Raw genomic sequence first — 21,586 nt, 5'->3', positions numbered from 1 at the left:
AAGCCGAACAAGGCGGCAATCAAGGCGATGACGAAGAAAACAACGGCGTAATGCAGCATGTCGGGCTCCTGGTTGGGTTGCGTTTTGGTGCACCCAGTGTCGAGCCACCGGCATTCGCTGGCGATAGGCCACACCGCCTGCGTGTTGACGGACGAGCGAGCGGGTCGGTGTAGGACCCCGCTGACAAGCTGACGAGCGGCCGCGGGGCCGTCTAGGCGGCAGGCAACGCCGCCGACTCGGGCAGGCTCACCCGGATTTGTGTGCCTTGCCCCGGCGCCGAGGTGAGGCTGAACTTGCCGCCTTCAGCCTCCACGCGGTAGCGCATGCCCACCAGGCCGTAGGCTGAGCGCGGCTGCACGCTCGCGTCGAAGCCGACGCCGTCGTCGCGAACCGTGACCTCGACCCAGCCGTCTTTGGGCTGCAGGCTGATCCACACGTTCTTGGCTTGCGCGTACTTGATGATGTTGGTGGTCGACTCCTGCACCAGCCGGTAGACCACCAGCTCGGCGTCGGGCTGCAGCTTCACCGGTTGCAGATCGCATTGCACCGTGAGGCCGGAGTTGGTGCTGAAGTCGCGCGCCAGGATCTCGAGCGTGGACACCAGGCCCAGGTTGCTCAAGGTCGACGGTCTCAGGTCTTCGATGATGCGGCGGCCGAGCGCAATGCTGCTGTTGAGCGTGTCGACCAGGTGGGCCAGCCGCTCCAGCGCCTCGGGGGCGGTGCCGGCCAGGCGCGAGCGGATGCGCGCGGCGTCGAGCTTGGCCGAGGTGAGCAGGGCGCCCAGCTCGTCGTGCAGGTTGCGCGCGAGGCGGTGTCGCTCGTCTTCGCGTGCGGTTTGCAGGTGGTCGGCGAGCTCGGTGAGCTGGGCGGTGCGCTGCGTCACCTCCAGCTCGAGGCGGTCACGCTCGATCTGCACCATGCGACGCTGCGCTTCGCGCTCGCGCTCGAGCGCCGAGCTCTGGCGCAGGTACATGAACAGCGCGAACAGGCTCAACGCGCTCAACACCGTGACGCCGACCCGGCTGAGCCACAGGGTTTCGTAGATGTCGTGGCGGCCGGCGGCCACGTTGCGGGTTTCGCGCACCACCAACTCGGCGGTGAGCTGGCGCACGGCCTCCATCTTCTCCTTCCCGATGTCGCTCATCACCAGCTGGGTGGCCGCTTCCATCTTGCCTTCGTCGTACAGGCGCATGGTCTCCGACAGCTCGGAAAGCTTGGCGTCGACCAAGGTGTGCAGCTTGTTCACGATGATGGTGGAGCTGGGGTCCTTGCGGTAGTAGTCGTCAAGGAAATGAAACGACTCGGCGATGGTCTTCAGGGCCTTGTGGTACGGCTGCAGGTACTCTTTGCGGTTGGTGAGCAGGTAGCCACGCTGGCCGGTCTCGGCGTCGAGCATGCTCTGCGCGAGGTTCTGCACATTGGTGCGCGCCGCGCTCACCTCCGCCAAGTCGGTGAGGGTGTTCACCGACTTCCAGTAAGAGGCTTCGCTGACCCCCATCATGGCCACCACGGCCACACAGGCCAGCGGGAAGATGATCGGGTTGCGCTTGATGACTGTGAGCACGCTTATGGCCTTTCGTTGTGCGATAACGTGGGATCATGCGGGTAGTCGAACCACCACCAGGGCCGAGGTAAACCATGATTCGAATCGCGATCGTTGACGACCACGCCATGATCCGCGCCGGGTTGCGTCAATTTTTTGCCGACCAACCTGATTTTTCGGTGGTTGCCGAAGCTTCCAACGGGCGTGAAGCGCTCGACATTGTGCGAGGTGGCGAAGTCGATGTGATCTTGCTCGACATCTCCATGCCCGACCAGGGCGGCGTCGATGCGCTGGCCGGCATCAAGGCCCGTGCGCCTGACCTGCCGGTACTGATCTTGAGCGGCTTCCCCGAAGAGCACTACGCCACCACACTCTTGCGCCAGGGTGCCAGTGGCTACCTGAACAAGGACTGCGACCCCGAAGAGATCGTCAAGGCGATCCGCACCGTGGCGCGTGGCCGAAAGTACATCACCGCCGGGGTGGCCGAGCGCCTGGCCGACGGCTTGAGTGGTGGGGGCGACCGGCCGCTTCACGAGCAGTTGTCCGAGCGCGAGCTGCAGGTGTTCCTGCGGCTGGCCAAGGGCGAGACCATCAGCCACATGGCCGACAGCATGTCGCTCAGCGTGAAGACGGTCAGCACCTACCGCACCCGGGTGATGGAGAAGATGAAGCTCGAGTCCAACAGCGACCTCACCTACTACGCACTGAAAAACGGGCTGATCCAGTAGAGGTCGGCGGGCCGAGCGCCGGGCCGCTCCCAAGCCGGCCCGCATTCCCTCGGGGGATCGGCCGACGTAACCGTCGGACGAGGGGCAGTCATCAGCTCAGCGCACCGAGGCCGGTGTCGCCGGCCGCGAGGCGGCCGCAGTACAGGATGAGCGCATCGATTTCATTCGACTTGTCGAACACCTTGTCGGCACCGAGCTCGAGGCACTTGCGGCGGATGTCCGGGGTGGCATAGTTGCTCAGCACCACCAGGTTGTGCTTTTGCGGCAGCGCGTTGGCCACCTTCAACACACCCAGGCCCGAGCCGCTTTTCAAGAAGATGTCGACGATGACCAGGTCGACGTTGGCGTTGCCCGGTTGGGTCAGCCACTGCACCGCGCTCGATTCGTCTTCCGCCGTGCCCACCACCTCGACCGGCACCAGTTCCTCAAGTGTGGCGATCAGGTTTTCTCGGATGACCTGGCTGTCTTCGACGATGTAGGTCCTGAGCGGCTGCATGGACGGCGATCCTTCCGTGGAATCAAGAGCAGGGGTCGCCGGGCTGTGCTCGAGATCGAGGCATGGGCTGCAATTGGGGACTGGGCGCGAATAATCTCCCTGCCAGTGTCGCCGGGATTTTATCGCCGCGCCATCTGTGTCAATCCCGAGAGCTTGTCAGAAGACGCCTACAGATGCATGCACTGGCGCACGTAGGACATGCACTACAGCCGATGGCGGTGCCGTCTGCTGGGCGAGGTGTTGGCAGCTGCTGATACTGCGGCTCGTGCAAACAACCGAAAAGGATCACTCCATGACCAAGCTCTTCCACCTCAAGACTTCGCTGATCGTCGCCGCCTTGCTGGCCGCACCAATGGCCCAGGCCGCCACCATGGGCAAGGCCGATTACAAGGCCGCCAAGGACAGCATCAGCACCACCTACAAGGCTGACAAGAAGGCATGTGATGCGCTGTCGGCCAATGCCAAGGACGTGTGCGTGCAAGAGGCCAAAGGCAAGGAAAAGGTGGCCAAGGCCGAGCTGGAATACAGCTACACCGGCAAGGCTGCCGACCAGAACAAGATGCTGAAGGCCAAGGCCCAGGCAACTTACGCCGTGGCCAAGGAAAAGTGCGACGACAAGTCCGGCAACGACAAGGACGTTTGCATCAAGGAAGCCAAGGCCGTGGAAGTTTCTGCTTTGTCCAACGCCAAGGTCGGCAAGGATATCGACTCCACCCTGGCCACGGCCTCCAAAGACAAACGCGATGCCGAGTACAAGGTGGCTGCCGAGAAGTGCGACGCGATGGCAGGCGACGCCAAGAGCAGCTGCGTGGCGACTGCCAAGAAGCAGTACGGCAAGTAAGACCTGAGCGGTTTTCAGGCGATGCAAAAAAGGCCCGCAGTCGCGGGCCTTTTTTTTGGCGGGTCAGCGTGTTCGCCGGTAGGTGACGAACGCGTAGTCGAAGTGGTTGGGCTCGCCAGCGTGGTGGGTTTCGCGGCTCACTTCGGTGAACTGTTGGCGGTCCCAGGCAGGGAAGTGCACATCGCCGTCGTAGTCCCGGTCGATCTCGGTCAGCACCAGCTCGTCGGCCAGTGGCAGCGCCAGGGCATACAACTCTGCGCCGCCGATCACGAAGGCCTTGGGTGCGTCGCCCAGCTGGTTCAACGCCGCTTGCAGCGATGTGGTGGCGAGGGCGCCTTCGGCCTGCCATTGCGGGTTGCGGGTCACGACGATGTTGTTGCGGCCGGGCAGTGGGCGAAAGCGCTCTGGTATGGAGTCCCAGGTCTTGCGGCCCATGATCACCGGGTGGCCCATGGTCGTGCGCTTCAAGTGCTGCATGTCTTCGGGCAGGCGAAACAGCAGTTCGTTGTTCTTGCCGATGGTGCCATTGCGGGCGACGGCGGCGATCAGGCTGAGGGTGGTTCGCGTCATGCGCTGGATTGTCTCAGCCTAAAGCTCCGTTCGGGCTGAGCCTGCCTGTCCTGAGCCAGGTCGAAGGGTCGAAGCCAGCGCGAAGCTGTGCGCACCCTTCGACAGGCTCAGGGCGAACGGAGTCTGGCGATACTCACGACAGCGTGGCGGCGTCTCGCCCGTGGTCGATGTGCTGCCGCATCAGCCGTTTCACCCGCGCCGCATCGCGCGCTTTCAGCGCCGCCATGATCTGCTGGTGCTCGGCCAGCGAGGCCTCGAGCCGGCCCTGCTTGAACAGCGAATGGTGGCGGTTGAGCTTCATCACGCGGCGCAGGTCGTTGACCATCTGCAGCCGCCAGCGGTTGTTGTCGATCTGCAGCAGCCGGATGTGGAACTGCTCGTTGGCGCGGAAGAAGGCGTCGCGGTCATCGACTGTTCGCTCGAGCGCCTGGTGGAGTGCCTCCAGCTCGGCCATCTCGGCCTCGCTGGCCTGGGTGGCCACCGTGCCGGCGGCGTCACTCTCCAGCAGGGCGAGCAGGTGAAACACCTCGGACAGGTCGCGTTCCGACACCTCGGTGACATAAGCGCCGCGCCGCAGCTTCATCGTGACCAGGCCTTCGGAGGCCAGCACTTTCAACGCCTCGCGCAGCGGCGTGCGGCTGATGCCGAACTCTGCGGCCAAGGCCTGCTCGTCGATCCAGCTGCCGGGGGGCAGGGCGTGGGCCAGGATGCGCGTGCGCAGGCGTTCGGCCACCTGCTCATAGAGCGCACTTTCGCGCAGGCGCGACGAGGCGGGCGCCACAGGGGAGGCGGTGGGCGAGGCGACTGGCGAAGCGGGCATGAAGGGGTACGGGGCTTGTCGAAAACGGCTGTCTTGTAGATATAATTCAATTTTGAATTACGAATGCCTGGATTATGAACGTGTGGAGCGTGAGCTGTCCAGCAACCAGCACGCACGCCGCACAGAGTGACCCAGGCGCTCGGGCCATTGACACCCATGGCCCGGCGCGCGCACCCTGAACCGCCAAGCAAAGACCCAAATGCCCGACCACGCGAAACCCACCCCCGACGCGCTCGCCGCCTGGCAAAAGGCTGCGGCCAAATCAGCGCCCGGCGGGCAGATCGACGCGCTCAACTGGGTCACGCCCGAAGGTATTGTGGTCAAGCCGCTCTACACCGCGGCCGATACCCAAGACCTGCCGTATGCCAACACCTTGCCGGGTTTTGCCCCCTTTGTGCGCGGCCCGCAGGCCACGATGTATGCCGTGCGGCCGTGGACGATCCGCCAATACGCCGGCTTCTCCACCGCCGAAGCTTCCAACGAGTTCTACCGCAACGCGCTCGCCGCCGGCGGGCAGGGCGTGAGCGTGGCCTTCGACCTGGCCACGCACCGCGGCTACGACAGCGACCACCCGCGCGTGACAGGCGACGTGGGCAAGGCGGGCGTGGCGATCGACAGCGTCGAAGACATGAAGATCCTCTTCGACCAGATCCCGCTCGACAAGGTCAGCGTGAGCATGACGATGAACGGCGCCGTGTTGCCGGTGTTGGCCGGCTACGTGGTTGCGGCCGAAGAACAGGGTGTGGCGCAAGACCAGTTGAGCGGGACCATCCAGAACGACATCCTCAAGGAGTTCATGGTCCGCAACACCTACATCTATCCGCCCGAGCCGAGCATGCGGGCGGTGGGCGACATCATCGAGTACACGGCGAAAAACATGCCGAAGTTCAACTCGATCAGCATCTCGGGTTACCACATGCAGGAGGCCGGTGCCAACCAGGCGCTCGAGTTGGCCTTCACGCTGGCCGACGGCCGCGAGTACGTGAAGACGGCGCTGGCCAAGGGGCTCGACGTCGATGAGTTCGCTGGTCGCTTGAGCTTCTTCTGGGCCATCGGCATGAACTTCTACCTGGAGGTGGCCAAGATGCGCGCGGCGCGGCTGTTGTGGTGGAAGATCATGAAAGAGTTCGAGCCCAAGAACCCCAAGAGCCTGATGCTGCGCACCCACTGCCAGACCTCGGGCTGGAGCTTGACCGAGCAAGACCCGTACAACAACGTGGTGCGCACCACCATCGAGGCGATGGCAGCGGTGTTTGGCGGCACGCAGAGCCTGCACACCAACTCGTTCGACGAAGCGATCGCGCTGCCCACCGATTTTTCGTCGCGCATTGCGCGCAACACCCAGCTCATCATTCAAGAAGAGACACACATCCCCAACGTGGTCGACCCCTGGGCGGGCAGCTACATGATGGAGAAACTCACCCAAGACATGGCCGATGCGGCGTGGGCGATCATCGAAGAGGTGAATGCGTTGGGTGGCATGACGAAGGCCGTGCAAAGCGGCTGGGCCAAGCTGAAGATCGAGGCGAGTGCGGCCGAGAAGCAGGCGCGCATCGACTCGGGGCAAGACGTGATCGTCGGCGTCAACAAATACAAGCTCGCCAAGGAAGACCCGATCGAGAGCCGCGACATCGACAACCACGCCGTGCGCGACAACCAGGTGGCGCGTTTGCAAGCCATCCGAGCAAGCCGTGATGGTGCGGCGGTGCAGGCCGCGCTTGACGCGCTGACACGTTGTGCTGAAAGTGCGTCCGATACCAGCGGCGTGGCCGCGGGCAATCTGCTCGACCTGTCCATCAAAGCGATGCGTGTGCGCGCCACGGTGGGTGAGGTGAGCGATGCACTTGAAAAAGTCTGGGGGCGCCACCGCGCCGACACACAAAAGGTGACCGGCGTGTATGCAGCTGCCTATGACAGTGCCGAGGGCTGGGAACAGCTCCAGCGCGAGATTGCCGAATTCGCCGAAGACCAAGGCCGCCGCCCGCGCGTGATGATCGCCAAGCTGGGCCAAGACGGCCACGACCGCGGTGCGAAGGTGGTGGCGACGGCGTTCGCCGATTTGGGCTTCGACGTCGACATGGGCCCGCTGTTTCAAACGGCCGAAGAGTGCGCCCGCCAGGCGATCGAGAACGACGTGCATGCGGTGGGCGTGAGCACACTGGCGGCTGGCCACAAGACGCTGGTGCCGGCGATCATCGAATCATTGAAAGCGCAGGGTGCCGATGACATCATCGTCTTCGTCGGCGGGGTGATCCCGCGGCAGGACTATGACTTTTTGTACGAAGCGGGCGTGAAGGGCATCTATGGCCCCGGCACGCCGATCCCGGCGAGCGCCAAAGACGTGCTCGAGCAGATCAAGGCCCACCTCACCAAGGCCTGATTTTTCGTGGCGTTCACCACCTACTTGCTGCGCTGTGCCGATGGCTCGTATTACTGCGGGCACAGCGATGACATGGCGGTGCGCATGCGGCAGCACGAGGATGGGCTGATTGGGTACACGGCTGAGCGCAAGCCGTTTGGTTTGGTGTGGCAAGGGGAGTTTGAGTCGCGTGCCGAGGCGCTGCAGTTCGAGCTGCAGGTGAAGGGGTGGTCTCGCGCGAAGAAGGAGGCGTTGATTGCGGGGGATTGGGAGCGGATCCAGGAGCTTGCGAAAATACGCGGTGCTTCGGGGGCAGGGCTTCGACAAGCTCAGCCCGAACGGACGGTGGAGTCCGTTCGCCCTGAGCCTGTCGAAGGGCTGGTGCCAAGTGACGCGAGGCTTCGACAAGCTCAGCCCGAACGGCATCCCTCCGTTCGCCCTGAGCCTGTCGAAGGGCCGGTGCCAGATGGCGCTGGACTTCGACCAGCTCAGCCCGAACGGGCCGAGGTAGACGCCATCCTCCGCGCCGACCGCCGCGCCCTCGCCAAAGCCATCACCCTGCTCGAATCCACCCGCGCCGACCACCGCTTGCAGGCCGATGCACTGCTCAACGCACTGCTCCCCCACACCGGCAACGCCCTGCGCCTCGGCATCTCGGGCGTGCCCGGTGTCGGCAAGTCGACCTTCATCGAAGCCCTCGGCCTGTCGCTGATCGACAAGGGCCACAAGGTCGCCGTCCTCACCATCGACCCCTCCTCCAGCGTTTCGGGCGGCTCCATCCTCGGCGACAAAACCCGCATGGAAAAACTCTCGGTGAGCGATGCGGCCTACATCCGCCCCAGCCCCGCCTCGGGCACGCTGGGCGGTGTGGCCGAAAAAACGCGCGAGGCCATGCTGGTGTGCGAGGCCGCCGGCTACAGCGTGGTGATCGTCGAAACCGTGGGCGTGGGCCAGAGCGAAACCGCGGTCGCCGGCATGACCGACCTCTTCGTGCTGATGCAGTTGCCCAATGCCGGCGACGACCTGCAGGCCATCAAGCGCGGTGTGATGGAGCTGGCCGACCTGGTCGTGATCAACAAGGCCGACATCGACCCCGACGCCGCGACCCGCGCCGAAGCGCAGATTGCCAGCGCTTTGCACCTCTTCAGCCGCCGCGGCCCGGCCGACCCGCTGGACACCCGGGTGCTGCAACTCAGCGCACTCAAGTACCAGGGCATCACCGCCTTCTGGGACAAGGTCGAGCGCCTCGTGCAACTGCGTCGCGCCAGCGGCGAGTTCGAGGCGCGCCGCCAACAGCAAGGCATGGCCTGGATGTGGGACATCGTCCACACGACCTTGCAGGCCGATTTCCACCGCCACGCCGCCGTGCGCGAGGCCTTGCCCGAAGTGCTACGCCGCGTCAACGACGCACGCATCGCTCCCTCATCGGCGGCGCGCCAGCTGCTGCAACTTTTCACCCGTTCCTGAAGCCAACCACCATGCACGACATCATTGAACAACTCGAAGCCAAGCGTGCCCTCGCGCGCCTGGGCGGCGGCGAAAAGCGCATCGCCGCGCAGCACGGCAAAGGCAAGCTCACCGCGCGCGAGCGCATCGAGCTGCTGCTCGACGAAGGCACCTTCGAAGAGTGGGACATGTTCGTCGAACACCGTTGCCACGACTTCGGCATGGCCGACACACGCGTGCCCGGCGACGGTGTCGTCACCGGCTACGGCATGATCAACGGCCGCCTGGTCTTCGTCTACAGCCAGGACTTCACCGTCTTCGGCGGCGCACTCTCCGAAGCCCACGCCGAAAAGATCTGCAAGGTGATGGACCAGGCGATGAAGGTCGGCGCCCCGGTGATCGGCTTGAACGATTCGGGCGGCGCGCGCATCCAGGAAGGGGTGGCCTCGCTCGGTGGCTATGCCGAAGTGTTCCAGCGCAACGTGATGGCCTCGGGCGTGGTGCCGCAGATCAGCATGATCATGGGCCCTTGTGCGGGCGGCGCGGTGTACTCGCCGGCCATGACCGATTTCATCTTCATGGTGAAAGACAGCAGCTACATGTTTGTCACCGGCCCCGAGGTGGTGAAGACGGTCACGCACGAAGAGGTCACTGCCGAAGAGCTGGGTGGCGCCAGCACGCACACCACCAAGAGCGGCGTGGCCGACCTGGCCTTCGAGAACGATGTCGATGCGCTGCTGATGCTGCGCAGGCTCTACAACTACTTGCCGCTCAACAACCGCGAAAAGCCGCCGGTGCGCCCGAGCAACGACCCGGCCGAGCGCATCGACGGGTCGCTCGACACCCTGGTGCCCGACAACCCCAACAAGCCCTACGACATGAAGGAGCTGATCGTGAAGGCCGCCGACGACGGCGAGTTTTTCGAGTTGCAGCCCGAGTACGCCAAAAACATCGTGATCGGCTTTTGCCGCATGGAAGGCCAGACCGTGGGCGTGGTCGCCAACCAGCCACTGGTGCTGGCAGGTTGCCTCGACATCAAGAGCAGCATCAAGGCCGCGCGCTTCGTGCGCTTTTGTGATGCGTTCAACATTCCCATCGTGACCTACGTCGACGTGCCGGGCTTCATGCCGGGCACCTCGCAAGAGTACGGCGGCATCATCAAGCACGGCGCCAAGCTCTTGTACGCCTACGCCGAAGCCACCGTGCCCAAGATCACGGTGATCACGCGCAAGGCCTATGGCGGTGCGTACGACGTGATGAGCTCCAAGCACTTGCGTGGCGACGTCAACTTCGCCTGGCCCAACGCCGAGATCGCGGTGATGGGCGCCAAGGGCGCGGTGGAGATCATCTTCCGCGAAGAAAAGAGCGACCCGGCCAAGCTGGCTGCGCGCGAGGCCGAATACAAGGCCAAGTTCGCCAACCCCTTCGTGGCGGGCGCGCGCGGCTTCATCGATGACGTGATCCAGCCTCACGAAACGCGCAGGCGCATCTGCCGATCGTTGGTGATGCTTCGGAATAAAAAGATCGAGAACCCGTGGCGCAAGCACGGAAATATCCCCCTTTGAAACAAGGCCCAACAACCACCGCTCGCCCTGAGCCTGTCGAAGGGCATAGCGCACACCGCTCATGCTTCGACAAGCTCAGCACGAACGGTGTGTGGAGACACTGAGATGTTCACCAAAATCCTGATCGCCAACCGCGGCGAGATCGCCTGCCGCGTCATCAAGACCGCCAAGAAAATGGGCATCAAGACGGTCGCCGTCTACTCCGACGCCGACCGCGATGCGCGCCATGTGGAGCTGGCCGACGAGTCGGTGCACATCGGCGCGCCGCCGTCGCGCGAGTCCTATCTGGTGATGGACAAGATCATCGCCGCCTGCAAACAGACCGGTGCGCAGGCGGTGCACCCGGGCTACGGCTTCTTGAGCGAGAACGAAGAGTTCGCGCGCCGGGTGGAAGAAGAAGGCATCGTCTTCATCGGCCCCAAGCACGCGTCGATCGCTGCCATGGGCGACAAGATCGCCTCCAAGAAGCTCGCCAACGCGGCCCAGGTCAACACCATTCCCGGCCACAACGCGGCCATTGCAGGTGCGAAAGAGGCGGTCGAGATCGCCAAGGGCATCGGCTACCCGGTGATGATCAAGGCCAGCGCGGGCGGCGGTGGCAAGGGCCTGCGTGTGGCCTTCAACGACAAGGAAACCTTTGATGGTTTCACCGCCTGCCAGAACGAGGCACGCAACAGCTTTGGCGACGACCGGGTGTTCATCGAGAAGTTTGTCGAGGAGCCGCGCCACATCGAGATCCAGGTGCTGGGTGATGCGCATGGCAACACGGTGTACCTGCACGAGCGCGAGTGCTCCATCCAGCGTCGCCACCAGAAGGTGATCGAAGAAGCGCCCAGCCCCTTCCTCGACGAAGCCACGCGCAAGGCCATGGGCGAGCAGGCCGTGGCGTTGGCCAAGGCGGTCAACTACCAGTCCGCCGGCACGGTGGAGTTTGTGGTCGGCAAGGACAAGAGCTTCTACTTCCTGGAGATGAACACCCGGCTGCAAGTGGAGCACCCGGTCACCGAGTGCATCACCGGGCTCGACCTGGTGGAGCTGATGATCCGTGTGGCGGCCGGCGAGAAGCTGCCGTTCACGCAAAGCGAGATCAAGCGCGAAGGCTGGGCGATGGAGTGCCGCATCAATGCGGAAGACCCGTTCCGCAGCTTCCTGCCGTCGACCGGCCGGCTGGTGAAATACGCGCCGCCACCCGAAGCCGATGGCGTGCGTGTCGACACCGGCGTCTACGAGGGCGGCGAGATCCCGATGTACTACGACTCGATGATCGCCAAGCTCATCGTGCACGGCAAAGACCGCGCAGAGGCCATCCGCAAGATGCGTCAGGCGCTGAATGCGTTTGCCATCCGTGGCATCAGCTCCAACATTCCGTTCCAGGCGGCGCTGCTGGCGCACCCGAAGTTCGTGGCGGGCGACTTCAACACCGGCTTCATCGCCGAGCACTATGGCAAAGGCTTCACCGCCGAGGCCGTGCCGCACGACGACCCGGTGTTCTTGCGGGCGCTGGCGGCAGTCGCCAACCGCAAGCACCTGGAGCGCGCCACCCGCATCAGTGGGCAGATGCCGGGGCATGAGTTCGAGATCGGCAGTGACTTCGTTGTTGTCACCGACCTGGGTGCTGGGCGTTTCGAGCAACTGCCTGTCAGCCTCGTGCCGCAGGGTGCAGGCTTCGACGTGAACATCGGCGACAAGACCTACCGCATCGCGTTCCAGTCACCGCTGCGCGACATCGTGATCCGGGGCAGCTTCGACGGCGAAGCCTTCTGTGCGCAGATCGAACGTGTGGGCCTGTCGTATCGCATCGCGCACAACGGCACGCAGATCGAGGCCAAGGTGCTCACGCCGCGTGCGGCGCAGCTCAATGTGTTGATGCCGTTCAAGGCACCACCCGACTTGTCGAAGTTCTTGCTCTCGCCGATGCCAGGCCTGCTGGTCGACGTGGCCGTGGCGCCAGGGCAGAAGGTACTCGCGGGCGAGAAGCTGGCCGTCATCGAAGCGATGAAGATGGAAAACATCTTGCTCGCCACGCAAGACTGCGTGGTGTCCAGGGTGTCGGCCAGCAAGGGCGAGAGCTTGTCGGTTGACCAAATCATCATCGAATTCCAATGAACACCAACCGTCCCTTCAAGGTGCTGGGCATCCAGCAAGTGGCCATCGGTGGGCCCAGCAAGGATCGCTTGCGCACGCTGTGGGTCGACAAGCTCGGGCTCGAAGTCACCGGCAACTTCGTCAGCGAACGCGAGAACGTCGATGAAGACATTTGTTCGATGGGCAAGGGCGCGTTCAAGGTCGAGGTCGACCTGATGCAACCACTCGACCCCGACAAGAAACCTGCGGTGCACACCACGCCGCTCAACCACATCGGCCTGTGGATCGACGATCTGCCGAAGGCGGTGGAGTGGCTCACGGCCAACGGCGTGCGCTTCGCCCCGGGCGGCATCCGCCAAGGTGCGGCGGGTTACGACATCTGCTTCGTGCACCCCAAGAGCAACGACGAGTTTCCGGTCGCCGGCGAGGGTGTGTTGATCGAGCTGGTGCAAGCGCCGCCGGAGATCGTGGCGGCGCTCGGTTGAATCAAGCGCCGGGCTGCGGGCCTTCGTAGCCTTCGATCACCACCAGGTCGGCGGTCGACACCGAGGTGCGCAACTTGATCGCGGCCTGGTACTCCGGCGAGTGCCAGCAGTCGAGTGCAGCCTGGTAACTCGGGAACTCGATGACCACGTTGCGGCTGCGGGCCACGCCTTCCAGCACTTGGTGCTGGCCCGCGCGTGCCAGGAAACGCGCGCCGTACTTGGCAAAGGGCGCGGCATTCGCGGCCACGTAGAGCTTGTATTGATCCAGGTCGGTGATGTCGACGCGCACGATCCAGTAGCCTTTTGCCATTCCGTGTCTCCGGTGGGTTGTTCAAGCCCGCCACGGTACCGCAAGTGAAGGTCTAACACCTTGGTGACAGACCAGGTGTTCGTTGCCACCGACACTGCGCCAAACACCGAGGAGACGCCTCCATGCTGACCGGCCCGATTCTGCCGACGCTGCTGCGTCTGGCGCTGCCGAACGTGCTGGCCATGGGCTCAGCCACCGCGGTGGGCATTGCCGAGACGGCTTACATCGGCCAGCTCGGCCTCACACCTCTGGCCGCGATGGCGCTGGTGTTCCCGTTCTCGATGTTGATGCAGATGTTTTCGGCCGGTGCCATGGGCGGCGGCATCTCGTCGGCGGTGGCGCGTGCGCTCGGCGCGAAAGACCTCGTGCGTGCCGAAACGCTGGCCCTTCACGCCGCCATGATCGGCTTGGCCTGCGGGCTGTTCTTCACCGCGTTCTTCTTGTTGTTGGGCCCGCTGTTGTACGCCGGCCTGGGCGGCCGTGGTGAGGTGCTGGCCGAAGCCACACGCTACGCCAATGTGCTGTTTGCCGGCGTGGTGGCGGTGTGGCTCACGAACTCGTTGTCGTCGGTGTTGCGCGGCAGTGGCGACATGCGCACGCCTTCGGCGGTGATTCTCGGGGCCTCGGCGGTGCAGATCGTGCTGGGCGCTTGCCTGGGCCTGGGCTTCGGGCCGATTCCGCGACTGGGCATGACCGGCGTGGCCTTGGGCCAGGTGGTGGCGTTCACCGGCGCCACGCTGTTCTTGCTGCACCGGCTGTGCCGTGCCGACGCGCGGGTGCGCTTGAAATGGAACGGCGTGCCGCTGAGCCGAGGCATGTTCTTCGACATCTTGCGGGTGGGTGCGCTGGCCTGCCTGTCGCCGCTGCAATCGGTGGCCACGGTGCTCATCATCACGGCGCTGGTGGCGCGCACCGGCGTGGAGTCGCTGGCGGGTTATGGCATCGGCGCACGTCTTGAGTTCCTGCTGATCCCGATTGCCTTCGGCATTGGTGTGGCGGCGGTGCCGATGGTCGGCATGGCGATCGGTGCGGGTGACGTGACACGTGCGCGCCGTGTGGCGTGGACGGCCGGTGGCGTCTCGGCCGTGTTGCTGGCGGTCATCGGCCTGGTGGTGACGGTGGCGCCCGATCTGTGGAGCGGCATGTTCACGCAGTCACCCGGCGTGCTGGCGTCGTCGGCTTCTTATCTGCGCTCGGCCGGTCCGGCCTTCCCGTTCTTCGGTCTCGGGCTCACGCTGTTCTTTGCGTCGCAGGGGGCGGGCAAGGTGATGGGCACGGTGCTCGCAGCCACCGCCCGGCTGGCGGTGGTGGCGGTGGTCGGCTGGATCCTGGCCGGGCAGGGCGCGTCGGCCACGGCGATGTTTCTGCTGGTGGGGGCCGCGATGGTGGTCTACGGCCTGGGCGCTGCAGCCGCGATCCACCTCACCCCTTGGGGGCCGCGTGCTGTCGTTTAAACCGCGACCGGCGCCTTGATGGCTTCGTGGTGCTGGTAGTCGGCGATCTCGAAGTCTTCGAGCTGGTAGTCGAAGATCGATTCCGGCCGGCGTTTGATGCGCAGAGTGGGGTAAGGGTACGGTTGGCGCGTGAGCTGCAGCGCCACCTGATCGGCGTGGTTGCTGTAGAGGTGGCAGTCGCCGCCCGTCCAGATGAACTCGCCCACCTGCAGGTCGCACTGCTGGGCCAGCATGTGCGTGAGCAGGGCGTAGCTGGCGATGTTGAAGGGCACGCCGAGAAAAATGTCGGCGCTGCGTTGGTAGAGCTGGCAGCTGAGTTTGCCGTCGGCCACGTAGAACTGGAAGAAGGCATGGCACGGCATCAGTGCCATCTTGGAGAGCTCGGCCACGTTCCAGGCGCTCACGATGATGCGGCGCGAGTCGGGGTTGGTCCTGAGCGTGTTCACCACCTCGGCGATCTGGTCGATGTGGCCGCCATCGGGCGTCGGCCATGAGCGCCATTGCACGCCGTAGACGGGGCCCAGGTCGCCATCGGGGGCGGCCCATTCGTCCCAGATGGTCACGCCGCGCTCTTGCAGCCACTTGGCGTTGCTGTCACCGCGCAGAAACCACAGCAGCTCGACGATGACCGCCTTGGTGAACACCTTCTTGGTGGTGACCAGCGGAAAACCTTCGTTCAGGTCGAAGCGCATCTGGTGGCCGAACACGCTCTTGGTTCCGGTGCCGGTGCGGTCGGCCTTGAACACGCCGTGCTCGTTCACATGGCGCATGAGGTCTTCGTATTGCGAGCGGGTAGGGCGGGTCACGTCAGGGGCTCCTGGAGATGCCGGCGGATTATCTCTGAGCTATGAAAAAAGGGCGCCTTGCGGCGCCCTTGGGGACAGGTCGACGAATCGATCAGCCTTGCTGACCCGTCTCGCGCAGGAAGATTTCCACGCGGCGGTTTTTGGCCCGGCCGGCATCGCTGCCGTTGTCGGCAATCGGTTCGCGCTCGCCTCGGCCTGCAGTTTCGATGCGGCTGGATGACACGCCACGTGAGGTCAGGTAGTCGCGCACGCTGTGGGCGCGCTCCAGCGACAGGGGGTTGTTGATCGAGTCGGAGCCGGTGCTGTCGGTGTGGCCGACGATGCTCAGGCGCACGGCGGTGTCGCCCTGCAGGCTGCCGACGAAGGGGTCGAGCACGGCACGCAGCTCGGGCTTGATGGTGGCGCTGTTGACGTCAAATGAAATGTCATTCGGCACATTCAGCTTGAGCTGGTTGTCAGGGGTGCGGGTCACTTCGACGCCGGTGCCTTTGGTGGCCTGCTCCATCGCCACGCGTCGCTCTTCCTGGCGCTTCGACCAGATGTTGCCGACCACGGCGCCAAGCGCACCACCCACAACGGCCCCGGTTCCGGCGCTGCCGCCGGTGGCCTTGCCGATCACGGCGCCCACGCCAGCGCCTGCACCGGCACCGACGGCGGTGCCCTTCTGTGTCGGGCTCATGCTTTCACAACCCGCAAGCAGCAGAGAAGCCGCTGCGAAGCCGGCAATGAGGGTACGGGTGGTGTAGTTTTGGTTCATGAGATCTCCTGAATTCAGTTTGGTTTGGTTCGCCGCCCAGTGTCACCGGGCAGCCGCGAGAGGTCTGTCAGACACACTCAACGTTTCGTGTGGGCGGCGGCCTACAAGAGAAACAATTTATTGTTCGAACTGCAGCGCCGCCAGCCGTGCGTACAGGCCGCCGGCCGCCGCCAGCTCGGCGTGGGTGCCGGTCTCGACGATGTGGCCGTGCTCCATCACCACGATGCGGTCGGCGCGTTGCACCGTGGCCAGGCGGTGCGCGATCACGAGCGTGGTGCGGCCTTGCATGGCCGATTCGAGCGCGGCTTGCACCATGCGCTCGCTTTCGGCGTCGAGTGCGCTGGTGGCTTCGTCGAGCAGGAGCAGCGGCGGGTTCTTCAGCATCGCACGCGCAATGCTGAGGCGCTGGCGCTGCCCGCCCGAGAGGCGCACGCCACGCTCGCCGAGGAAGGTGTTGTAGCCATCGGGCAACTGGCGGATGAAGTCATCGGCGAATGCGGCGCGCGCCGCGGCCATCACTTCGTCGTCGCTGGCCTCTGGCTTGCCGTAGCGGATGTTCTCCAGCGCATTGGCCGAAAAGATCACACTGTCTTGCGGCACGATGCCGATGCGCTGTCGCAGTGCGTGCAGCGAGGTCTCGCGCACCGGCACGCCGTCGATGCTCACCACACCTTCGCTCGTGTCGTAGAAGCGCAGCAGCAGCTGGAACACCGTGGTCTTGCCGGCGCCGCTCGGGCCGACGATGGCCACTGTTTCACCTGGCTGCACCTGCAGGCTCACCTGCTGCAGCGACGGGTGCTGTGGCCGCGATGGGTAATGGAAGCTGACCTTGCGCAACTCGAGTGACGAGCCGGCGCGTGTGGCCGGAAAAGCGGCGGGGCGCTCGGGGGACTCGATCGGCGAACGTGACGACAGCAGCTCCACCAGCCGCTCGGTCGCTCCGGCCGCGCGCAACAGGTCGCCATACACCTCGGACAACACCGCCACGCTGCTCACCAGAATCACCACATAGACCACCGTCTGCCCTAGGTGGCCGGCGCTGATCTGGCCGGCGATCACCGCCTGCGTGCCCTGGTACAGGCCCCACAGCAGCGCGCCGAAGGTGGCCGTGATGATGAAAGCCACCAGGCCCGAGCGCACTCGGGTGCGGCGGATGGCGGTGACGAAGGCGCTTTCGGTGGACTTGTCGAAGCGCTCGGCTTCGCGCTGCTCCTGGGTGTAGCTCTGCACCACCGGGATCGCGTTGAGCACCTCGGCCGCAATGGCGCTCGAATCGGCCACCCGGTCCTGGCTGGCGCGCGACAGCTTGCGCACGCGCCGCCCGAAGTAAAGCGATGGCAGCACCACCAGCACCAGAATGCCCAGCACCTGCGTCATCACATACGGGTTGGTGATGATGAGCATCAGCATCGCGCCAATGCCCATCACACCGTTGCGCAGGCCCATGCTGAGGCTCGAGCCCACCACCGTCTGCACGAGCGTCGTGTCCGTCGTCAGGCGCGACAGCACCTCACCGGTCTGGGTGGTCTCGAAGAACTCCGGGCTTTGTTTCAGCACGTGCGCATACACCGCGTTGCGCAGATCGGCCGTCACTCGCTCGCCCAGCCAGCTGACCATGTAGAAGCGTGCCGCGGAAAAAAGCCCGAGCGCTGCGCCCACTGCAAACAGCGCAAAGAAGTGCTCGCGAAAGGCCAGCATGCGCTCGCCGGGGTCGGCGGCGATCAGGCCCTGGTCGATCAGCGATTTCAGTGCGACCGGGAACACCAGCGTGCTCACCGCCGCCAGCATCAGGAACAAGGCCGCCAGCACGATGCGCCCCCGATAAGGCCGCAGAAAAGGGCCCAGCCCGCTCAGCGAGCGCACGTTTTTGGGAGTGGCAGGGGTGGGGATCGCAGACATCGGCGCAGTGTAGGGGGAGGCCTCGGCCCACCTTGCGTGACGGACCCCGGCGCCGCGCGGCCGCGGTTTTGTGCTCTACCTCTCGCCCCTGCGGCCTCAGGCCGCTTCGGTCTGCTGCGACGGCGTGTGGCGGCTGCGTGCGCGGGCCAGCTCTTCGGCGGCGTGCAGGATCACTTCGTCGAGCGTGGCGCCGTGCAGCGGCCAGGTGGCCGTGCCGACGCTGCAGCCGACGTGCAGGTTGCTCACCGTGAGGTAGGACAGCGGGCGCTGCAACTCGGTGGTGACGCGTGTGGCCATGCTGCGTGAGAACGCGTGGCTCTCGGTCGAGGGGCAGCTGAGCAGCAGCACGAACTCGGCGCCGTCGAAGCGCATCACGCGGTCTTCGTCGCGCGCCAGGTGGCGCAGGCGCTTGGCCACCTGTTGCAGCACCTGGTCGCCGGCCTCGCGGCCGTAACGTTCGACCACCGGGTCGAAGCTGTCGAGCCCCACGTGCAGCACGCACAGCGAGAGGTCACGCGATTGCAGGTCTTGGGCCCAGGGCTGGCCGGTGTCGCCCAGGTGCTGGGGCGTGACCAGGCCGGTCAGGGGGTCGTGGTGCGCCTTGAGCAGCGGCACCAGCGGCAGGGGTTCATGTTTGGCGGCGGGGGTGGCGTCGGTGCGACGCCGCGCCAACGGTTGCACGGGGGGCGGCAGGTCGCGCAGCGCAAGCGCCGCCGGCAGTGGCGGCTCGGCGCGGGCCACGAAGCGGCTGGCCACCAGGCCCACCACCAGGCACAGGGCCCAGGCCGACGCGGCATTGCCGCTTTGGGCCAGCAGCAGCACCCAGGCGAGCGCCAGCACCCGCAGCGCGGGGTGCGTGGTCCAGTCGCCAGAGGGTGAGAAGCGATTCATGGGTGGTGCAAGCGCAAGAAGTGACATGTGCGTGCCCGATTCTGAGCTCGGTGTGCCGAGTGTGTCGCGTGAAAAAGCACGCTTTGCACCGGCGTTTTCAGGTGATACGCAGGTTCACAACTTGAGCGTTCCTGCATAGCCGGTCATTTCGAGGTAACCGCGGCCGATGCGTCGGCCCGCTTCGTCGAGCAGCTCGCTCAAACCTTCCCAGTAATAGGCGCCGGTGCTGTCGCGGCTGTCGAGTTCTTGCGCGTCAAACAGCGCGCGCACCGTGTGGCGGCCGGCGGGGGTGGTGATCGACCATTGCACCGGGTAGCGCGCTTGCGAGGCCGGGCTTTGCCAGGTTCGCCCTGGCGTGAAGACCACTTCGCCGGGCTCGAAGTTGCGCGCCGCGCCACCGGGCGCGCGCAGGCCGCCGCCGGCGTAGAGCGTGCCGCCGTCGGCGCGCCGTAGGCGAAAGGCGGTGAGGGCGCGCCCGTCGTCGAGGTTGATGCCGATCCAGTCCCAGCCGACGGCCTGCGGGTCGAGCAGGGTGTTGCTCCATTCGTGGTCGAGCCAGGCGCGCCCCTCCACGGGTGAGGCGCGGCCTTGCAGCGTGAGCGTGCCGCTGGCCGCGAGCTGCGGTTGGCTGTAGTAGTGGGAGGCCTGGGCCGCGAGCGGGCCCTTGCGCGAGAAGCCGGCCACACCTTGCAGCAGCGGGGGCTGCGTGGCGGCGAGCGTGAGATCGAGCCGAAAGCCGGCGTTCTCGCTCGTCACCCGCGTGCGGTAGCGGCTGGCATCGGCCGGGCCTTCGCGTTGCAGCGACCAGCCGCGCAGGGCGACCCGGGTGTCGCCTTCGGCCGCTTCGGCGATGCCGAAGCCCGCGCGTGCGATGCGCTGGTCATGCAGCTGGCGGGCAGCCTGCACATCGCTCACCGCCGCGTGGGCAAACACCAGCTGCTGCGCGGCAAAGCGGCTGGGGTTGCCCGCCGCCAGCCCGGTGCGCGAGCGAAAGAACGTGACCTGAAAGCCGTACAGGCGCTCGCCCGCCTGCAGCGAGCCCGTGAGGTACCACCACTCCGTGCGGGCGCCCGGGTGGGCCCCAAAATCGGCCGGGAACACCAGCGCCCGGGGCGCAATCTCTTCGATTTGTGCGCACAGCGGGGCGGGTGCCGCGGCGAGAGTCCACAAGAAGTGGCGGCGTTTCATGGGCCAAAGCATCGCACGTCAGACGACAATGCAGGGTTGCCTTGTCCACGCCGCCGATGACCGACTTTTCCCTGCCCGAAGACTTTGACCTGGTCGAACACTTTGACCACCGCACGCTCACGCGCGCCATGGAGCTCAAGCCTCAGGCCGCCGTGCTGGCGTTGCAGGTCGACGGGCCGCGTCTGGTCACGCGTGTGCAAGGCACCGGCCCCATCGCCTACCAGCAGAGCATCCATTGGGTGAACGACCGCCGGCTGGGCCCGCGCCTGGAGGGCCGCTGCTCCTGCCCGGTGGGTGGCAACTGCAAGCACGTGGCCGCGGCGCTGATGGCCTTCGAGGCGCAGCAGATCCGCATCAAGAAAGGCCTGCCCGAAACCCCCGGCGTGGCCGCGCCGGTGGCCCGGCCCGCCGAGCCGCCGCCGCCTGCCATGGTCGAGCTGGGCACTTTGCCGCTGGTGCCCGTGTTGCGCCTGACCACCTGCGTCGACGTGGCCTCCGAAGCCTTGTTGCACCACCGTTATGGCTCGGCCACCTCGCGTGGTGCCACGCTGCGACAAGGTGCGGCGCAACTGATCCTGCGCTACCAACCGCCGACCGGCCGTGCGTTCGATTTCCACTTTCCGGCGGGCAACGCCACCACCACGTTGGTCGAGCTCAACGACCCGGCGCGGCCGGGCCGCATCGTGATGGGGCACTTCCAGCGGCAGTCGCAGGCCGAGGCGGGTGCCATGCGTTCGCTGCTGGGCGAGCTGGAGCTGCGCCCATGGAGCCTGTCGGCCGGCCTGGCCACCGACCGGTTGACCCGCCTGGCGAGCGCGCGCCTGCAGTCGTCGGCCTTGCCGGTGGGTGTGGAAGGCACACCGCTCGTGCTGGTGCCGCAGCGTCGCGAGCGCTGGCCCGAGCTGCTGGCCCACCACATCCCCGACCTGGAGTCGCGTGGCTGGCTGGTCGAGGTAATGGACGACTTTCCCTACGAGCTGCACACCCCCGACAACTGGGCGGTCGACATCGCCGAAGAAGCCGGCGGCAACTGGTTCAGCGTGGGCCTGCAGGTTTCTGTGGACGGCCAGCCGGTCAACCTGGTGCCGCTGCTGGTGAGTCTGGTGCAGAACGGCTGGCTGAGCCTCGACGCGTCGCTCAACCAGGCCGAGGGCGCCGAGGTGCTGGTGCCCTGGGCCAGCGACACGCCCCCGCTGCCCGGCGCCACCACGCGCCAGCGCCTGCTGCGCCTGCCGGTGGCGCGTGTGGCGCCGCTGATGGACTGGCTGCGCACGGTGTTTCGCATCGGCGACAAGAGCACCGGCCTGCGCCTGTCGCGCTTCGACCTGGGCACGCTCGAATCG

The 21,586-nt window shown here is 65.6% G+C and carries 19 protein-coding genes and 1 pseudogene; 10 read left to right on the top strand and 10 right to left on the bottom strand.

The features are described 5' to 3' along the window. Positions 1-211: 211 nt before the first annotated feature. Complete coding sequence (locus tag RMO40_RS17410; protein WP_309724146.1) at positions 212-1,564, bottom strand: CHASE3 domain-containing protein; 1,353 nt, start codon at positions 1,562-1,564, stop codon at positions 212-214. Positions 1,565-1,638: 74 nt separating this feature from the next. Between RMO40_RS17410 and RMO40_RS17405 the strand changes: the two genes are divergently transcribed. Next, complete coding sequence (locus tag RMO40_RS17405; RefSeq protein WP_309724144.1) at positions 1,639-2,271, top strand: response regulator; 633 nt, start codon at positions 1,639-1,641, stop codon at positions 2,269-2,271. Between the two features lie 91 nt (positions 2,272-2,362). Here the strand turns inward: RMO40_RS17405 and RMO40_RS17400 are convergent, their stop codons facing one another. After that, positions 2,363-2,767 (bottom strand): response regulator, encoded by a 405-nt coding sequence (locus RMO40_RS17400; RefSeq protein ID WP_309724142.1) that lies wholly within the window; start codon positions 2,765-2,767, stop codon positions 2,363-2,365. A gap of 292 nt (positions 2,768-3,059) precedes the next feature. On the opposite strand from RMO40_RS17400, the gene RMO40_RS17395 reads away from it, so the two are divergent. After that, positions 3,060-3,608 carry a hypothetical protein gene (locus RMO40_RS17395; protein ID WP_309724140.1) on the top strand — a complete coding sequence of 183 codons (549 nt, stop codon included), beginning with the start codon at positions 3,060-3,062 and terminating at the stop codon, positions 3,606-3,608. A gap of 63 nt (positions 3,609-3,671) precedes the next feature. Here the strand turns inward: RMO40_RS17395 and RMO40_RS17390 are convergent, their stop codons facing one another. Both RMO40_RS17390 and RMO40_RS17385 read right to left on the bottom strand, forming a co-directional pair. Further along, entirely contained in the window at positions 3,672-4,178 is a 507-nt protein-coding gene (locus tag RMO40_RS17390; protein WP_309724138.1) for a dihydrofolate reductase, read from the bottom strand. 133 nt (positions 4,179-4,311) lie between these two features. Beyond that, entirely contained in the window at positions 4,312-4,998 is a 687-nt protein-coding gene (locus RMO40_RS17385; RefSeq protein ID WP_309724136.1) for an FCD domain-containing protein, read from the bottom strand. A gap of 199 nt (positions 4,999-5,197) precedes the next feature. Here RMO40_RS17385 and scpA point away from each other — a divergent pair, with 199 nt between their 5' ends. From scpA to RMO40_RS17355, 6 genes and pseudogenes are all read left to right on the top strand, one after another. Next, positions 5,198-7,378: a methylmalonyl-CoA mutase gene (scpA, locus tag RMO40_RS17380; protein WP_309724133.1), complete on the top strand. Its 2,181-nt coding sequence runs from the start codon at positions 5,198-5,200 to the stop codon at positions 7,376-7,378. Positions 7,379-7,384: 6 nt separating this feature from the next. After that, positions 7,385-7,591: pseudogene (locus tag RMO40_RS17375) on the top strand (GIY-YIG nuclease family protein); the annotation flags it as partial. A gap of 282 nt (positions 7,592-7,873) precedes the next feature. Continuing rightward, positions 7,874-8,824 (top strand): methylmalonyl Co-A mutase-associated GTPase MeaB, encoded by a 951-nt coding sequence (meaB, locus tag RMO40_RS17370; protein ID WP_309724148.1) that lies wholly within the window; start codon positions 7,874-7,876, stop codon positions 8,822-8,824. Positions 8,825-8,835: 11 nt separating this feature from the next. After that, on the top strand, positions 8,836-10,368 hold the full coding sequence (locus RMO40_RS17365; RefSeq protein ID WP_309724131.1) for an acyl-CoA carboxylase subunit beta: 1,533 nt from the start codon (positions 8,836-8,838) through the stop codon (positions 10,366-10,368). A 105-nt stretch (positions 10,369-10,473) separates the two neighbouring features. Next, the gene (gene accC, locus RMO40_RS17360; RefSeq protein WP_309724129.1) at positions 10,474-12,474 is read left to right on the top strand and encodes an acetyl-CoA carboxylase biotin carboxylase subunit; all 2,001 of its coding nucleotides are present in this window, start codon (positions 10,474-10,476) and stop codon (positions 12,472-12,474) included. Beyond that, complete coding sequence (locus tag RMO40_RS17355; protein WP_309724127.1) at positions 12,471-12,938, top strand: VOC family protein; 468 nt, start codon at positions 12,471-12,473, stop codon at positions 12,936-12,938. The genes accC and RMO40_RS17355 overlap by 4 nt, the downstream gene beginning before the upstream one ends. Position 12,939: 1 nt before the next feature. Here RMO40_RS17355 and RMO40_RS17350 read toward each other — a convergent pair whose 3' ends face one another. After that, on the bottom strand, positions 12,940-13,248 hold the full coding sequence (locus tag RMO40_RS17350; protein WP_309724125.1) for a DUF1330 domain-containing protein: 309 nt from the start codon (positions 13,246-13,248) through the stop codon (positions 12,940-12,942). A gap of 122 nt (positions 13,249-13,370) precedes the next feature. On the opposite strand from RMO40_RS17350, the gene RMO40_RS17345 reads away from it, so the two are divergent. Next, the gene (locus RMO40_RS17345) at positions 13,371-14,702 is read left to right on the top strand and encodes an MATE family efflux transporter (protein WP_309724124.1); all 1,332 of its coding nucleotides are present in this window, start codon (positions 13,371-13,373) and stop codon (positions 14,700-14,702) included. Here the strand turns inward: RMO40_RS17345 and RMO40_RS17340 are convergent. The 5 genes from RMO40_RS17340 to RMO40_RS17320 form a co-directional block, all read right to left on the bottom strand. After that, complete coding sequence (locus tag RMO40_RS17340; RefSeq protein ID WP_309724122.1) at positions 14,699-15,508, bottom strand: thymidylate synthase; 810 nt, start codon at positions 15,506-15,508, stop codon at positions 14,699-14,701. The two genes, RMO40_RS17345 and RMO40_RS17340, sit on opposite strands and share 4 nt — an antisense overlap. Positions 15,509-15,599: 91 nt before the next feature. After that, complete coding sequence (locus RMO40_RS17335; RefSeq protein WP_309724120.1) at positions 15,600-16,265, bottom strand: YiaD family glycine zipper/OmpA-like lipoprotein; 666 nt, start codon at positions 16,263-16,265, stop codon at positions 15,600-15,602. Between the two features lie 117 nt (positions 16,266-16,382). Further along, on the bottom strand, positions 16,383-18,164 hold the full coding sequence (locus RMO40_RS17330; RefSeq protein WP_309724119.1) for an ABC transporter transmembrane domain-containing protein: 1,782 nt from the start codon (positions 18,162-18,164) through the stop codon (positions 16,383-16,385). Positions 18,165-18,260: 96 nt separating this feature from the next. Continuing rightward, the gene (locus RMO40_RS17325; protein WP_309724117.1) at positions 18,261-19,055 is read right to left on the bottom strand and encodes a diguanylate cyclase domain-containing protein; all 795 of its coding nucleotides are present in this window, start codon (positions 19,053-19,055) and stop codon (positions 18,261-18,263) included. A gap of 114 nt (positions 19,056-19,169) precedes the next feature. Beyond that, positions 19,170-20,243: a lipocalin-like domain-containing protein gene (locus tag RMO40_RS17320; RefSeq protein WP_309724115.1), complete on the bottom strand. Its 1,074-nt coding sequence runs from the start codon at positions 20,241-20,243 to the stop codon at positions 19,170-19,172. Between the two features lie 56 nt (positions 20,244-20,299). On the opposite strand from RMO40_RS17320, the gene RMO40_RS17315 reads away from it, so the two are divergent. Beyond that, positions 20,300-21,586: SWIM zinc finger family protein (locus RMO40_RS17315; protein WP_309724113.1), on the top strand; the 1,287-nt coding region annotated here is incomplete at its 3' end.

Source organism: Rhizobacter sp. (genome assembly GCF_031412075.1).
Taxonomy (GTDB): domain Bacteria; phylum Pseudomonadota; class Gammaproteobacteria; order Burkholderiales; family Burkholderiaceae_C; genus Rhizobacter.
This window is presented reverse-complemented; position numbering and strand designations above follow the sequence as displayed.

What these genes read in the sequence shown, in the direction of transcription:
- accC (WP_309724129.1), top strand. Translation starts at nt 10,474, where the DNA reads ATGTTCACCAAAATCCTGATCGCCAACCGCGGCGAGATCGCCTGCCGC.
- RMO40_RS17350 (WP_309724125.1), bottom strand. Translation starts at nt 13,248, where the DNA reads ATGGCAAAAGGCTACTGGATCGTGCGCGTCGACATCACCGACCTGGAT.
- RMO40_RS17400 (WP_309724142.1), bottom strand. Translation starts at nt 2,767, where the DNA reads ATGCAGCCGCTCAGGACCTACATCGTCGAAGACAGCCAGGTCATCCGA.
- RMO40_RS17330 (WP_309724119.1), bottom strand. Translation starts at nt 18,164, where the DNA reads ATGTCTGCGATCCCCACCCCTGCCACTCCCAAAAACGTGCGCTCGCTG.
- RMO40_RS17325 (WP_309724117.1), bottom strand. Translation starts at nt 19,055, where the DNA reads ATGAATCGCTTCTCACCCTCTGGCGACTGGACCACGCACCCCGCGCTG.
- RMO40_RS17365 (WP_309724131.1), top strand. Translation starts at nt 8,836, where the DNA reads ATGCACGACATCATTGAACAACTCGAAGCCAAGCGTGCCCTCGCGCGC.
- RMO40_RS17320 (WP_309724115.1), bottom strand. Translation starts at nt 20,243, where the DNA reads ATGAAACGCCGCCACTTCTTGTGGACTCTCGCCGCGGCACCCGCCCCG.
- scpA (WP_309724133.1), top strand. Translation starts at nt 5,198, where the DNA reads ATGCCCGACCACGCGAAACCCACCCCCGACGCGCTCGCCGCCTGGCAA.
- RMO40_RS17405 (WP_309724144.1), top strand. Translation starts at nt 1,639, where the DNA reads ATGATTCGAATCGCGATCGTTGACGACCACGCCATGATCCGCGCCGGG.
- RMO40_RS17345 (WP_309724124.1), top strand. Translation starts at nt 13,371, where the DNA reads ATGCTGACCGGCCCGATTCTGCCGACGCTGCTGCGTCTGGCGCTGCCG.
- RMO40_RS17395 (WP_309724140.1), top strand. Translation starts at nt 3,060, where the DNA reads ATGACCAAGCTCTTCCACCTCAAGACTTCGCTGATCGTCGCCGCCTTG.
- RMO40_RS17390 (WP_309724138.1), bottom strand. Translation starts at nt 4,178, where the DNA reads ATGACGCGAACCACCCTCAGCCTGATCGCCGCCGTCGCCCGCAATGGC.
- RMO40_RS17355 (WP_309724127.1), top strand. Translation starts at nt 12,471, where the DNA reads ATGAACACCAACCGTCCCTTCAAGGTGCTGGGCATCCAGCAAGTGGCC.
- RMO40_RS17385 (WP_309724136.1), bottom strand. Translation starts at nt 4,998, where the DNA reads ATGCCCGCTTCGCCAGTCGCCTCGCCCACCGCCTCCCCTGTGGCGCCC.
- RMO40_RS17335 (WP_309724120.1), bottom strand. Translation starts at nt 16,265, where the DNA reads ATGAACCAAAACTACACCACCCGTACCCTCATTGCCGGCTTCGCAGCG.